Annotated in this window: 14 protein-coding genes; 7 read left to right on the forward strand and 7 right to left on the reverse strand. The window is 54.3% G+C overall.

Features of this window, described 5'->3' with window-relative positions:
* Nucleotides 1-178: 178 nt before the first annotated feature.
* From LG300_RS06260 to LG300_RS06270, 3 genes are read right to left on the reverse strand one after another with little or no spacing between them, the layout of a single operon-like run.
* Nucleotides 179-1,369, reverse strand: coding sequence for an aromatic amino acid transaminase (locus tag LG300_RS06260; RefSeq protein ID WP_404377540.1), 1,191 nt, complete (start codon nt 1,367-1,369; stop codon nt 179-181).
* Entirely contained in the window at nt 1,370-1,708 is a 339-nt protein-coding gene (locus LG300_RS06265; RefSeq protein WP_404377541.1) for a 4a-hydroxytetrahydrobiopterin dehydratase, read from the reverse strand.
* A 28-nt stretch (nt 1,709-1,736) separates the two neighbouring features.
* Complete coding sequence (locus tag LG300_RS06270; RefSeq protein ID WP_404377542.1) at nt 1,737-2,648, reverse strand: diguanylate cyclase; 912 nt, start codon at nt 2,646-2,648, stop codon at nt 1,737-1,739.
* A 297-nt stretch (nt 2,649-2,945) separates the two neighbouring features.
* Between LG300_RS06270 and cobA the strand changes: the two genes are divergently transcribed.
* The 4 genes from cobA to dcd all read left to right on the forward strand — a co-directional run bounded on the left by cobA (nt 2,946) and on the right by dcd (nt 6,670).
* Complete coding sequence (cobA, locus tag LG300_RS06275) at nt 2,946-3,749, forward strand: uroporphyrinogen-III C-methyltransferase (RefSeq protein WP_404378003.1); 804 nt, start codon at nt 2,946-2,948, stop codon at nt 3,747-3,749.
* A 148-nt stretch (nt 3,750-3,897) separates the two neighbouring features.
* Nucleotides 3,898-5,124, forward strand: coding sequence for a kinesin (locus tag LG300_RS06280; protein WP_404377543.1), 1,227 nt, complete (start codon nt 3,898-3,900; stop codon nt 5,122-5,124).
* A 167-nt stretch (nt 5,125-5,291) separates the two neighbouring features.
* A complete protein-coding gene (apbC, locus tag LG300_RS06285) occupies nt 5,292-6,092 on the forward strand; it encodes an iron-sulfur cluster carrier protein ApbC (protein WP_404377544.1) in 801 nt (266 codons plus the stop codon).
* A gap of 11 nt (nt 6,093-6,103) precedes the next feature.
* Nucleotides 6,104-6,670, forward strand: a complete 567-nt coding sequence (gene dcd, locus LG300_RS06290; RefSeq protein ID WP_044628317.1) for a dCTP deaminase — start codon at nt 6,104-6,106, stop codon at nt 6,668-6,670.
* Between the two features lie 83 nt (nt 6,671-6,753).
* On the opposite strand, the gene purN is transcribed toward dcd, so the two are convergent.
* Both purN and purM read right to left on the reverse strand, forming a co-directional pair.
* The gene (purN, locus tag LG300_RS06295; protein ID WP_404377545.1) at nt 6,754-7,497 is read right to left on the reverse strand and encodes a phosphoribosylglycinamide formyltransferase; all 744 of its coding nucleotides are present in this window, start codon (nt 7,495-7,497) and stop codon (nt 6,754-6,756) included.
* A complete protein-coding gene (purM, locus tag LG300_RS06300; protein WP_404377546.1) occupies nt 7,494-8,573 on the reverse strand; it encodes a phosphoribosylformylglycinamidine cyclo-ligase in 1,080 nt (359 codons plus the stop codon). The genes purN and purM overlap by 4 nt, the downstream gene beginning before the upstream one ends.
* Before the next feature lie 194 nt (nt 8,574-8,767).
* Here purM and LG300_RS06305 point away from each other — a divergent pair, with 194 nt between their 5' ends.
* Nucleotides 8,768-9,880 (forward strand): AI-2E family transporter, encoded by a 1,113-nt coding sequence (locus LG300_RS06305; protein WP_404377547.1) that lies wholly within the window; start codon nt 8,768-8,770, stop codon nt 9,878-9,880.
* Nucleotides 9,877-10,581: a DnaA regulatory inactivator Hda gene (gene hda, locus LG300_RS06310; protein WP_404377548.1), complete on the forward strand. Its 705-nt coding sequence runs from the start codon at nt 9,877-9,879 to the stop codon at nt 10,579-10,581. The genes LG300_RS06305 and hda overlap by 4 nt, the downstream gene beginning before the upstream one ends.
* Before the next feature lie 79 nt (nt 10,582-10,660).
* On the opposite strand, the gene LG300_RS06315 is transcribed toward hda, so the two are convergent.
* Complete coding sequence (locus tag LG300_RS06315; RefSeq protein ID WP_404377549.1) at nt 10,661-11,035, reverse strand: phasin family protein; 375 nt, start codon at nt 11,033-11,035, stop codon at nt 10,661-10,663.
* A gap of 309 nt (nt 11,036-11,344) precedes the next feature.
* On the opposite strand from LG300_RS06315, the gene LG300_RS06320 reads away from it, so the two are divergent.
* Nucleotides 11,345-12,721 carry a class II fumarate hydratase gene (locus tag LG300_RS06320; protein WP_404377550.1) on the forward strand — a complete coding sequence of 459 codons (1,377 nt, stop codon included), beginning with the start codon at nt 11,345-11,347 and terminating at the stop codon, nt 12,719-12,721.
* 30 nt (nt 12,722-12,751) lie between these two features.
* Here LG300_RS06320 and LG300_RS06325 read toward each other — a convergent pair whose 3' ends face one another.
* Nucleotides 12,752-13,822: an endonuclease/exonuclease/phosphatase family protein gene (locus LG300_RS06325; RefSeq protein WP_404377551.1), complete on the reverse strand. Its 1,071-nt coding sequence runs from the start codon at nt 13,820-13,822 to the stop codon at nt 12,752-12,754.
* Nucleotides 13,823-13,847: the final 25 nt, after the last annotated feature.

Below are 13,847 nucleotides of genomic sequence, written 5' to 3' on the forward strand. Positions count from 1 at the left end.
GGTCAAGCGCTGCGTTGTAACGGACGCCGCACGGGCGCCCCAGGCTCTGGCGGCGAATGCGCAATTGTACACAACATTTGCCAGGGGGTTGATAATCTTATGGCTTTACAAACAGGCAGTTGCCACCAACAAAAACGCCCAGGCGTTTGGCCTGGGCGTAGGATGGATATGCGGTTGGTTAGTCGTTAACCGCAGCAATAGCTTTGGCGAGGTAGGGTAGGTTTTCATGGGAGAAACCAGCCACGTTCGCGCGGCCAGAGCGCACCATGTAGATGCCAAACTCGTCGCGCAGGCGGTCTACCTGCTCCGGCGTTAGGCCGGTGTAAGAGAACATGCCGCGCTGTTCGGCAACGCAGGCATACTTCTCATCCAAACCGTAGGGCTTCAGCGCTTCAACGAAGTCACGGCGCAGCGTATTGATGCGGTCGCGCATTTCGGTCAGCTCTTCGCGCCACATGGCAGAAAGCTCGGCGTCGTGGAGGATTTCGCTGACAATCGCTCCGCCGTGAGCGGGCGGGTTGGAGTAGTTCTCACGAGCGACAATCGCTACCTGGGAGCGCACGTTTTCCATCTGCTCGGCATCTTTAGCCACCAGGATCAAGCAGCCAGTACGTTCGCAGTAAATACCGAAGTTCTTCGAACAGGAGCTGGTGATAATGACTTCATCCAGGTTCTCGGCCAGCAGACGCACGCCGTAGGCGTCTTCGTCCAGGCCTTCACCAAAACCTTGGTAAGCAAAGTCGATGAGTGGCAGCAGCTGGCGCTCTTTCAGAACCGCCATTACCTCTTGCCACTGCTGTTGAGAAAGGTCAAAGCCAGTGGGGTTATGGCAGCAAGCGTGGAGTACCACGACATCGCCTTCTGGAATTTTCTTCAGCGCCGCCAGCATGCCGTCGAAATCCAGGCGGTTATCGGCATCAACGTAGGGGTACTTGTGTAGCTCAATACCAGCAGCGGTGAAAATACCGTGGTGGTTAGGCCACGTTGGGTCGCTTACCCAAATGCCCTTGCCCGGCAGCTGGCTGGCAATAAAGTCGGCCGCTAGGCGTAGTGCACCGGTGCCACCAGGTGACTGAGTAGCGCTGGCCCGGTTGGCTTCCAGTACTGGGGAGTCAGCGCCTAAAACCATCGGCAGAACGGCTTCGCCATACGCAGGCGCACCGTGGGAGCCAATGTAGGTTTTGGTGGTTTCATTCTTGAGCAGGCGAGCCTCTGCTTCCTTGACAGCACGCATGACCGGTGTGTTTCCGGCGGCGTCGCGGTATACGCCAACACCAAGATCCACTTTCTGCGGGTTGGTATCTTTTTTGAAAGCTTCGATCAGCCCGAGAATGGCATCTCCAGGGACTCGCTCAATTTGCTCAAACATTTATTCGGCTACCTCGTCGGTTCTGGCGGCAAGAATGAAATCATTAAGGTGCAGGCCGTTTATTTCATGGGACCACCACGTTACTGTCGTTTTACCCCATTCGGTCACAATCACCGGGTGGTGCCCAGCCTGCTCAGCTATATCGCCAACACGCTGGGTAAACGCCAGCGCATCGGCAAAGTTGCGAAACGTAAATTGTCTCGTCAGCTTCATGATGCCATCGTGCTCGACAATCTGCCACTCTGGAAGCGTCTCAAGGTGGGTATGGCATTCGCTGTAAGAGAGCGGCGTAGCGTTACCGCTGCAGGGTTCACAGTGGGTTTTCGCAAGGGATGACATGGTTGGCCTCCTTTGATGAGCATCTATATCAGGGTAGAAGGCATACACAGTCGCGGCCAATGCCTTTAGCTTTGTAAAGCGCCTGGTCGGCCCGCTCCACCAAGCTGTTGAGAGGCTCACCACAGCGGTACTCGGCCAAGCCAATACTCAGCGTGACGCTTCCCTTACCAGTACCAAAATCATGAGCTGCAATTGTTTTGCGCAGTCGGTCGGCAAGCTTATGGCATTGCTGCAGCGAGGTAAGCGGCAGCACTACCATAAACTCTTCACCGCCTAGGCGTGCCACTATATCTTCACAGCGGAGCAGTGTGGGAGTAAGCGTGGCCAGTTGTTTGAGAACGCTATCGCCCTGAAGGTGGCCCCAGCGGTCGTTAAGCTGCTTGAAATGATCAATATCGATCATCATGATGGAAAGCGGCGACCCGTGGCGCGTGCTCATTGAAGTATGATGGGTCAGCTGTGTCATGAGCTTACGCCTATTGGGCAAGCCGGTCAGTGGGTCAGTATCACTTAGCTGGCGCAAGCGCTGTTCTTCAATCACCTGTTCGGTGATATCCATCATAATGCCGTTCCAGCGTACTCCAGTTTCAATTGGTTCCGGGTTAGCGCTAACGGCGATCCAGTGTGGCTTCTCTTTGGGGAAAGATAAGCGGAAGCGAGTTGTGAGCGGCAGCATCCAGCGTGCTGAGCGCTCGATGGCCGACATTACCTTTGGGTAGTCGCTTCCCGTTAACTGTTCTAACAGTTGGCTAGCATCTTTGGATAGTTGCTGCCGATCAATATGAGCCAGCACTTTTCCGCCTCCCTCCAAATAGGGGAAGTGCATATGCCCGCAGCGAGAACGGTAAAACTGAAAAAGCACGCCAGGGATGTGGGGTACTAGCCGGTCGGCACTCGTAGGTTTGAATTCAGGAGTGACTATGATGTCATTCACGGGCATGCGTGAATCTCCAAGGTGTATGCCTATTATAAGTTAGCCGAAAAGAGTAGCGGTAAATGCAGCAACAATATGTAAGCCATTGCTGACAATTTCTGCTTTTTTAATATTTTTTAGTAATTAGTAAATATTTTTATATTCTTTTTGTTTTTAAAGCATTAGGGCAGATCGATTGTCTAAAAATTCTGTTTTAAATTACTTTTTGTTATATTTGAGGCTGTTCTTATTCCACTGGTGATTAGCTTGGATACATTGCAACCACATACTGGCTGGCTTTCAACGGACTCGGGAGGCGCCTGTATCAGCTGCGCTGGGCGAGTCAGCTTAGTTGGGGCAGGTCCTGGAGACCCTGATTTGCTGACGCTAAAGGCCTACAAGCGGCTGGTAAGCGCGGAGGTTGTACTCTATGACCGGCTAGTAAGTGATGAGATATTGGCGCTTTTACCGTCAGGTACTGAGCGTTATTACGTGGGTAAGGCGCGCTCTTCTCATAGCGTGCCCCAAGATGAGATTAATCGGTCGTTGGTGGAGTGGGCGTGGCAGGGTAAGCAGGTAGTGCGTTTGAAAGGCGGTGACCCGTTTATTTTCGGACGCGGTGGAGAAGAGCTTGAGGCCTTAGTGGCGGCCCAAGTGCCAGTAGAAGTGGTGCCGGGCATTACAGCAGCATCGGGCTGTGCCGCTTATGCAGGTATACCGTTAACTCATCGAGATCATGCACAGTCAGTGCGTTTTGTGACAGGGCATTTGCAGCATGGCGAGTTCACGTTAGATTGGCCCACCCTTGCTCAGCCTGGTCAAACGCTGGTGTTTTATATGGGGCTTAGCAACCTTACGTTAATATGTCAGAAACTCATTGCTCATGGATTACACCCAGAAACCCCACTTGCTTTGATTGAGCAGGGTACAACACAACAGCAACACACCCACTTAGGTACACTGCAGCATTTGCCAAATGGTTTTATGACGGGTGTCATTAAGCCGCCTACGCTGTTAATTATTGGTAGCGTCGTGTCGCTTCATCGAACGCTCGGGTGGTTTGAAACCCATCAAGGTACAGCGATGGGCTTTGCCGAAGGTAAGCATGAACGTTTTACTGAGCGTTGAATGATTGAGAGTGCTGGGCTGGGTGGCGTTATGTAATTGTCTGTGTATGCTAGTAAAGAACACTTTTTAAAAAACGATCATTCACTTATCGTGCTACTTGCCATTAACGCTGCCAACGTCAGCAGCCAAGCGAAAAGAGGGATGCAGCATGTCAGAAGAAAACCGTTCAGATCAGCACGCGCCTGGCCGTAAGCCGGACATGAAAACGCTCTTCCAAGATAACCGAGTTAAAGGTATTGCCGGTATCGCGGCGGTTGCAGTGATCTGGGCCATCATGGCGCAATCCAATTCAGGCACTCACCAGGAGCGCGCCGAGACACTTGAAGGTCAGCTCGCCAGCGTTGAGCAAGAGAATACTGAGCTAAGTCAGCGCCTAGCAGAAGTAGAACAGGCCGAAGCTGATTTGGCGTCTATGCGTGATGAAATGGCTGCCTTAGAACAGCAGCAAGCAGAGGCAACGGCAAGCCTTGAGTCTGCTCAGGAAGAAACGAGCAGCGTTCAATCCCGCTTGGAAGAGTTGGCCGGCCAGCGAGAGGCACTGCAACAAGAAGTCACCGCACTGGAAGAGCAGCTCGCCAATGCCGAAAGCGAGTTGCAGTCGCTGCGTGAAGAGCGTGATCAAGTGATCAGTGAGCGTGACGAAGCAGAATCGACGCTTCAGCAGGTTGAGGATGCTCGTAAAAGTGCCGAGGATGCTCGCCAGCAGGCTGAAGCCGCCCGTCAAGAAGCGGAAGAGCAGCGTCAGCAGGCGGTGGAAGAGCTAGGCGCCGCTGAAACTGAACTGGGCAATATTGAATCCCAGATCAGTGATGCCAACGAACGATTAGCAACCCTTGAAGAAGAGATCGCGACTCAAGAAAGCGAGCTGGAAACGCTACAAAGTGAGCGTGAGAGCGTGATGGGTGAGCGCGATGCTATACAGGAGGAAGTTGACTCACTGACTCAGCTGCGGGAAGAGGAACAACAGAGCCTTAACCAAGTGCGCACCGAGATGGATGATCTGATGGTGGCGCTAGACATGGGGCGCGAAGAAGTTGCAAAGGTTGAAAATGAGATTGAAACTCGTGAAGAACAGCTGGCCCGTTTAGAGACACAGCTAAGTGAATGGCGCGATGAACTCTCTTCACTCGATGAGCGCCTGCATGTAGATGACGCTGCGAATGAAGAGGTGCCCAATCTAGCAGGCGAGCAAGAAGAGCAGCAAAGTCAGCAAGCTCAAGAAAGCCAGCAAGCTCAAGAAAGCCAACAGGCCCAGGATAGTAACGCTAGCGACACGAACGAAAGCGACAGCAGTGAGTCAGGTAGCAGTGAGTCAGGCGAAAGCACTTCGTCTAACGAAACGTCTGACGAAGAGAGTCAGCAGAGCAGCAATTAACGATAGGTTGTTTGTTCACAAGCACGCTTGATAGCGTGCCAAGCAAGAAGCGTTCTAGCGGATGTGGGAATTCCCCACATCCGCTTTTTTTGTTGGTTTAGAAATAGAGCGCTGAGGAGTATCATTCACGCCATGTTTTTTATGCGCAAACAACGGGAGTGCCATTGATGGATGGTGTAAAACATATTGTGGCAGTGGCATCCGGTAAGGGTGGCGTAGGCAAATCCACCGTCACTGTTAATTTGGCGCTGGCGCTGTCGGCACAAGGTTATCGTGTGGGTGTGCTGGATGCGGATATCTATGGCCCCAGCCAAGCACAAATGCTGGGTGTAAAAGAGGGCGTCCGCCCCCAGGCGGCTGGAGATAACAAGTTTCTACCGCTGGAAGCCCACGGTATTCAAGCCATGTCGATGGCATTTATGGTCAATACCCGAGATGCCATGGTGTGGCGCGGTCCGATGGTGGTGGGCGCTTTTCAACAGATGTTGACCCAAACCCAGTGGGATAACCTGGACTTCCTACTGATTGATATGCCGCCAGGCACCGGTGATATCCAACTAACGCTGGCGCAAAAGGTGCCAGTTTCCGGCGCTGTGATTGTCACCACGCCCCAGGACATTGCGCTACTGGATGCTCGTAAAGGGATCGAAATGTTCCGCAAGGTAAACGTACCGGTGCTGGGTGTGGTGGAGAACATGAGCCTGTATCACTGCGAGAAGTGCGGCCACGAAGCGGCGATTTTTGGCACCGGTGGCGGTGACCGCATCGCGGAAGAGTACGACACCACGGTGTTAGGGCGTTTGCCGCTGACCCTGTCGATTCGCGAGCTGGCAGACTCCGGCCGCCCAAGCGTGATTTCCGAGCCGGACAGCGCCGTTAGCCGCACCTTTGCCGAGATTGCCAGCCAAGTGGCGCAGTCTGTCAGCGCTAGCGAAAGCGGCGGTCCTACGATTTCTTTTAGCGAGTGATGAAGTAACCGATGAGCATTAAATCAGACAAGTGGATTCGCCGGATGGCGCAAAGCGATGCCATGATTGAGCCTTTCGAGGCTGAACAGGTGCGCTATGTGAATGATCAGCGAGTGATCTCTTACGGCACCTCCAGCTACGGCTATGACGTGCGCTGCGCCGATGAGTTTAAGGTATTTACCAATATTCATTCGGCGATTGTTGACCCTAAAGCCTTCGATGATAAGAGCTTTGTCGATGTGAAGGGCGATGTCTGCATCATCCCGCCGAACTCCTTTGCGCTGGCGCGGACCGTGGAGTATTTCCGCATTCCGCGCAACGTGCTGACCATTTGTCTGGGAAAATCCACCTATGCGCGTTGCGGCATTATCGTCAACGTGACGCCGCTGGAGCCTGAGTGGGAAGGGCATGTAACGTTGGAGTTTTCCAACACCACCAACCTGCCCGCGAAAATCTATGCCCATGAAGGCGTCGCCCAGATGCTTTTCCTGGAGTCGGATGAGGTATGCGAAACCTCTTATAAAGACCGAGGCGGTAAGTATATGGGCCAACGCGGCGTGACTTTGCCGCGCACCTGATACCCGCGCCCTTTGCTACTAAAAATAAAAAAGCCTTGTCGCCGTGATGCGACAAGGCTTTTTAGCAAGGGCGCTGATAGGAATTAAGTGTTGTCGGCTTCTTCATCCAGCTCTTCGGCGGCATCCGCGTGGGAGAGACGCATGCCGTAGGGCGGGAGTGGGTGGCCATCCATCGTAGCGCCCTCTGCGGTGTACTGCAGGCGTCCTTCCAGGAACCACTGCACCGCGATTGGATAGATCAGGTGCTCACGCGCATGCACTTTATCTTTCAGCGTTTCCACCGTGTCGTCTGCGCTTACCTGAAGCTCTGCTTGCAGAACCACCGGGCCGCCATCTAACTCTTCGGTGACGAAATGCACGCTGCAGCCGTGGTGAGAAACACCGTCGGCTAACGCGCGAGCGTGGGTATTCAAACCTTGATAAGCGGGCAGCAGGGAAGGGTGAATATTGAGCATCCGCCCCAGAAAACGCTGCACGAAACGTGGCGTTAGAATACGCATGAAGCCAGCGAGTACGATCACATCCGGCTCATGGCGCTCGATGACTTTAATCAGCGCGCCGTCGTAGGCGTCGCGGCTATCGTACTCGCGGTGGGGCAGTACTACCGCTTCGATACCAGCTTCATGGGCGCGCTTTAAGCCGTAGGCATCCGGCTCGTTGGAGATAACCGCGACAATCTCACCGCCCAGGCGGTCATGCTGCTTAGCATCAATGAGAGCTTGTAAATTGCTGCCGCTGCCGGAGATCAGTACCACCACGCGGCGTGCGCCCAACGGTTCAGGCGTCATGCCGTTTAGGGTGTCGCTGCTGTAGTCGGTGCTGCTCATGCTTGCTGGCTCGCTTGGGCGTGGTCAAGCACCACGGCCTCTTCCTGGCGCTGAATAATCCGACCGATTTGGTAAACGGTCTCGCCCTGGGCTTCAAGGTGAGCCTTGGCATTGGCGGCCTGTGCGGCGGGCACCACAACTACCATGCCGATACCGCAGTTCAGTACGCGGTGCATTTCGGTTTCGTTGACGTTGCCTTTGGCCTGCAGCCAGTTAAATACCTCAGGGCGCTGCCAACTGGACAAATCGATATGTGCCGCTAAGGCGTCAGGCAGCACACGGGGAATATTTTCCAGCAGGCCGCCGCCGGTGATGTGGGAAAGTGCATGAACCGGAATGTCGGTGTCGCGCATCATCGAGAGAAGCGACTTCACGTAAATACGCGTGGGCGCCATTAGCGCATCGCCCAAGGGCTTGCCGTCGACGGTTTCCTCCAGGGAGGCGCTGCTCACTTCGAGAATCTTGCGAATCAGCGAGTAGCCGTTGGAGTGCGGGCCGGATGATGCCAGGCCGAGTAGGATATCGCCTTCGGCGACCTTGCTGCCGTCGAGAATCTCGGACTTCTCTACCACGCCGACGCAGAAGCCGGCCAAGTCGTAGTCGTTACCCTCGTACATGCCGGGCATCTCTGCGGTCTCACCGCCCACCAGCGCACAGCCTGCCAGTTCGCAGCCTGCGCCAATGCCGGTCACGACATCAGCGGCAATGTCGACATCCAGCTTGCCCGTGGCGTAGTAATCCAGGAAAAGCAGCGGCTCGGCACCTGCCACAATTAAGTCATTGACACACATCGCTACCAGGTCGATGCCAATGGTGTCATGCTTGCCAAGATCCATCGCCAAGCGCAGTTTGGTGCCAACGCCATCGGTGCCGGAGACCAGTACCGGTTGCTTGTAGCCGGCGGGAAGCTCGCACAGCGCGCCAAAACCGCCAAGGCCACCCATCACTTCAGGGCGTGAGGTACGCTTGGCAACGTGCTTGATACGGTCAACAAGGGCGTTACCGGCATCGATATCGACGCCTGCGTCTTTGTAGCTGAGAGAGGGCGTAGCCTGGGAGGGAGAAGTCTCGGTCATGACAGGTCCTGTGAAGCCTATGCAATGCGATTGTGCTGGCAAGTTAGCCAGTGCCGGAGCAATAACGGCTTGCGATTGTATCACCCAGCGACGTAAGTCGCATCGATGTGACGCGTTATCGGGTGCGCGACTGGCAACTTTTGTTACTATTCATGGCGGGGCGCTGACCGTTTATCCAGGAAGGAGTGAATAAAATGCGAAACTCGTGGTGGGGCATCATTCTGTTGGTGGCCTTGGTTGGCGTTATTTATCTTTTAGATGCGGTATTAATGCCATTCATTGCCGGACTTATCCTGGCCTATTTAGCCGACCCGCTGACCAATTACTTCCAGCGCTTGGGTATGACACGGCCCTGGGCAGTGAGCAGCGTTTTTTTAGTACTGTTTATCGTGCTGGCCCTGAGCCTACTCATTCTTATTCCGCTGGTGGTCCAGCAGATCAAGCAGCTTGGGGAGGCATTACCCGGCGTGCTCAACTGGATAGAGAGTGTCTTGGCGCCCAAAGTGCAAGAGTGGACCGGTTATGATTTAGCGTCCGAGCTGAGTAATGTGCGTGAAACCCTGATTGAAAACTGGCGCGATGCGGGGAGCTATGTCGCTCAGGCGCTGGGTCAGATCGGCCGTTCAGGAATGGCGTTCGTTTCTTGGGTGACCTATGTGGCACTAATTCCTGTTGTCACGTTTTATCTACTGCTGGATTGGAGCCGTATGCTGAACAATCTTGCTAACCTGGTACCACGCCAATGGGTGGGGGAGACGTCCCGTCTTGCGCACCGCTGCGATGAAGTGCTCTCGTCTTTCTTGAGGGGGCAGCTATTGGTAATGCTGTGTTTAGGCATTATTTATGCCGTAGGGCTTACCCTATTAGGACTCAACTTTGGGCTGCTGATCGGGGTGGTATCCGGTTTGGTCAGCATTGTGCCATTTTTGGGGTTTATCGTTGGGTTGGTGATAGCGCTCGTGGTCGCGCTATTCCAGTTTGAGACCTGGTGGGCGCTGCTAGGTGTAGTCGCGGTATTTAGTTTAGGCCAGGTGGCGGAAAGTGTGGTGCTGCAGCCGAAGCTGTTAGGCGATAAGATTGGATTGCATCCGGTGGCAGTTATTTTTGCCGTATTGGCAGGGGGGCACCTCTTTGGCTTGACGGGCGTGCTGTTGGCGCTTCCTGCGGCGGCTGTCATTATGGTGTTACTGCGGGAAGTAAAAGATCGCTATAAAAACAGTGCGTTGTATGATGCACAGATGGAATCATTAGAACAGCAAACACAGCATGATGAGCTGGGTCGCCACGACAAAAGGGAGTCATCATGAGCCGAGTGCCGGCACAGCTACCGCTTGGGGTAGGGTTGCGGGATGACGCAACCTTCAACAATTACTATGCTTCAAGCGCCAATGCATCGTTGGTAGAGCACTTATCCCATCAGTTATCACCCGAAGCAGAGCCTTTCCTCTATGTGTGGGGCGCTCCTGGCAGCGGTCGCAGCCACCTACTGCAAGCAGCTTGCCATGCTGCTTCCGATCAAGACAAACGCGCTCTCTATTTGCCGCTGGCGGATCTGGGTCACTTTCCACCGCTGATGCTAGAGGACATTGAGCGACTGGATTTAGTCGCAATTGATGATCTTGAATATGTGATTGGCCGCAAACGTTGGGAGGAGGCGCTATTTCATGCGTTTAATCGTTTACGGGATGCGGGCAAAGCCTTACTGATCGCCGCTAATAAGCCTCCACGCCGCTTAGACGTTGCCCTTCCCGATTTAGCATCCCGCCTTACCTGGGGGGTGACCTTTCATCTGCATCCTATGGATGATAATGACCGCCTGGCCGCCTTAAAGCTACGTGCGAATGTACGCGGGATGCAGCTGCCGGATGATGTTGGCCGCTACATTATGCATCGAGGGCCTAGGGAACTAGGGGAGCTATGCCGGGCACTAGAAACGCTGGATAAGGCGTCTCTCTCTGCTAAGCGAAAACTGACGATTCCTTTCGTAAAGTCCGCGCTTAATTGGTAAAACGCCCCTGCCAGCGAACTGGCAGGGGCATCATTCAACCGCACTGATACTGATTAACCGCTTTCGCGATCAACGCAAATTAGGCGGTTTTGCTCATTTTGCTGGCCGCCGCTTGCGCTTGCTTAACGTTCTCTTCCGTTAGCTTCTGGCTCTTTTGCAGGAAGTCCTGCTGCAGCGACACCACTTTGTCCGCATCGCCTTTTACCCGCTCTACTAGCTCCTTGGCGACCTTTTGCTGGCCTTCCATGTAGCTGCGTAGGCCGTCCGTATCCTTGACGCTCATCAGCTGGCGCATTTGAGCGATACCCGTATCAAAGTAGGCCTTGTTAGCATCCATTTGAGCGTTAAGCAGCTTTTCAGAGTAGTCGATGCTCAGGTTCATGTAAGCACGCGCGGGTGCCATGAATAGATTATCGAACTGCTGAGTCATTTCATTAGTATTGAAAGTACGCATAGTAAACACTCCTGTGCCATGGCTTACACATAAGGGCTGCTAATATGGGTAGTGCCCTTGATGTTGGTGTATCAGCGTCGGCGAGTTGAGGAATGCACCGCTGCTGATATTGGTTATCTTGCATTGCAGCATAGCAGGGGCTTTTGTGCAGTGCAACATTTGCGTAACTGAATGATTCACTCACGTAATAGCCAAATCATCGGGGGTGGTTTACCTGGAGTGGTAGGGCCGCTAGGCTCAAAAGTAGAGGGAGCCGTTACCGTGGAGTGGTGTTAGCCCAACATCGCCAATGAATCAAAGGAGTGCAAAATGGAAACGCGTATTGAACGAGATAGCATGGGGGAGCTTGAAGTACCTGCAGGTGCTCTCTATGGCGCTCAAACCCAGCGTGCGATCAATAATTTTCCGGTCTCTGGCACGCCGATGCCAACAGCCTTTGTACACTCGGTTGCGCGAATCAAGTTAGCCGCGGCACGCAGTAACTATCAACTAGGCCTGTTGGATGCGGAGCGGGCGCAGGCAATCGAAAAGGCGGCCCGTGCGGTAATTGACGGCCAGTATGATGACCACTTCCCCATTGATATTTTCCAGACTGGCTCTGGCACGTCGACCAATATGAACGTGAACGAGGTGCTGGCGACGCTAGCTAGTCGTGAAGGGGTAGAGGTCACTCCTAATGACCACGTCAATATGGGGCAATCCAGCAACGATGTGATTCCTACGGCCATTCATCTCTCTGCTGCCATTGCGGTAAACGAGTCGCTGCGGCCTGCATTATTGTCGCTGCAGGCGACCATCGACCGGCGCGCTGAAGAGCTAAGCCATATCGTAAAGACCGGGCGCACTCACCTAATGGATGCCATGCCGCTGCGCATGGACCAGGAGCTAGGGGCGTGGTCAAGCCAAGTAGGGCAAGCGATTGAGCGGTTCGATAGCGCCATGACGCGGCTATGCCGATTGGCGCAGGGCGGCACCGCTGTGGGAACGGGTATCAACGCCCCGGAGGGGCTTGCCGAATTAATGGCGCAGGAGCTGAGTCAGCAAACGGGGCTCTCCTTTGCGCCCAACGACAGTTTTTTTGCCAGTTTGGCTTCCCAGGATGCGGCGGTAGAACTATCCGGCCAGCTAAAAGGGTTGGCCTGTGTAGTAATGAAGATCGCCAATGACCTGCGCTGGATGAACTCAGGGCCGCTAGCGGGCCTAGGTGAAATCGAGCTTGAAGCGTTGCAGCCGGGTAGCTCTATTATGCCGGGCAAAGTCAACCCGGTGATTCCTGAGTCAGCGGCCCAAGCGGCGGCACAGGTAATCGGGTTAGATACCGCGATCACGGTAGCTGGGCAGAGCGGTAATTTCCAGCTTAACGTTATGCTGCCGCTGGTGGCCTCTAACCTGCTGACATCAATCACTCTTATGAGCAATACTGCCAAGCTGCTGGCCGAACGGGCCATTGCTACTTTCAAAGTGCGTGAAGAGAACCTGCAGGAGCCGCTAGCGCGTAACCCGATTTTGGTGACCGCTCTGAACAGCGTGATTGGCTACAATGCGGCCGCTGCGATTGCTAAGAAAGCATATCAAGCAGGGCGGCCGATTATCGACGTGGCGGAGGAGGAGACCGACCTGGACCGCGCCACCCTAGAGCGCTTGCTTGACCCTGCCGTGTTAACACAGGGCGGTGTGCCCAAGTAGTGGTTTTTTGTTATCAAGTGGGCAAAACGGCTAAGTCTGCTGCTTTTCCGTTTTGCCTTTTTTAATGGTTTCGCTGGCTTCCTGGCGCTCCTCCTGGCTGGCTTCCGGTGTTTCGTGCTCATCTTGGCGGGCAGGGCGGTAGCTGAGCGTCGCGAGGATAGGGAAGTGGTCAGACCCAAAGGCATCCAGGCGCTTCATACTGTCCAGCGTAAAGTGCTCGCTCACAAAAACATGGTCTAACGGCCAACGCAGTATCGGGTAGTTGGCGTGAAAGGTACTGAACATGCCACGACCACGGCGGGGGTCAAGCATACCGCTAATGCGGCAGAAGCGGCGTGTGGTTCGCGACCAGGCAACGTCATTCAAATCGCCCGCCACCAGGGTGGCAGAAGGGTGGCGATGAATCTCTTTACCGACTAAGAGTAGCTCGGCATCCCGCCACAACGATTTCTCGCTTTCGCTGGGTGCAGGTGGGCGCGGGTGAAGGGCGTATAGACGGATACGGTCACCGCTCGCCAAGGTGACATAGGTATGGATAGAGGGGATGTCGTCCTGGATCAGCCACTTTATTTCGGTCTCGCTAAGGGGGAGTCGCGAATACAGGTGCATACCGTAAAGATTATCGAGGGGGATTTTGACGCTGTGGGGCCACTGTTCATTAAGTGCTTGGTCTAGCTGATCCTGCCACCATTGATCGGACTCCAGAGTAAGCACAATATCGGGCTGGTATTGCCGGATCATGCTGAGTAGCTTATCGGCTGTACGGTTTGGGGTAAGTACGTTGGCAATCAGCAGGGTGATTTTTTGATCGCCAGGGGCATTGCTGGCCGACTTTACTTGAACGGGCCAGAGGCGTGTCCAGGGAAGAACGTAGCGTAGTTGGAGCAGAAAGGTTATTAGTGATAGGGCCACAGCCGCCGTTTGCCATGGGCTGGGTTCAAGTAATGCTACACTTACCAACATGCATACGCCCGCGAGTACCGCAATCTGTAAGCGGGGAAATTCAAAGCTGCGCACCCACCACCAGTGTAACCTTATGCGGGCAACCAACGTGGAAAGTAGCAGTAATACGGCGATGCATCCGAGCAATGGCCCTAGCAAAACCCACCTCCTTATGTAATGGGCG

Origin of the sequence: Vreelandella aquamarina (assembly GCF_044805175.1) — a bacterium.
Classification (GTDB): domain Bacteria; phylum Pseudomonadota; class Gammaproteobacteria; order Pseudomonadales; family Halomonadaceae; genus Vreelandella; species Vreelandella aquamarina_B.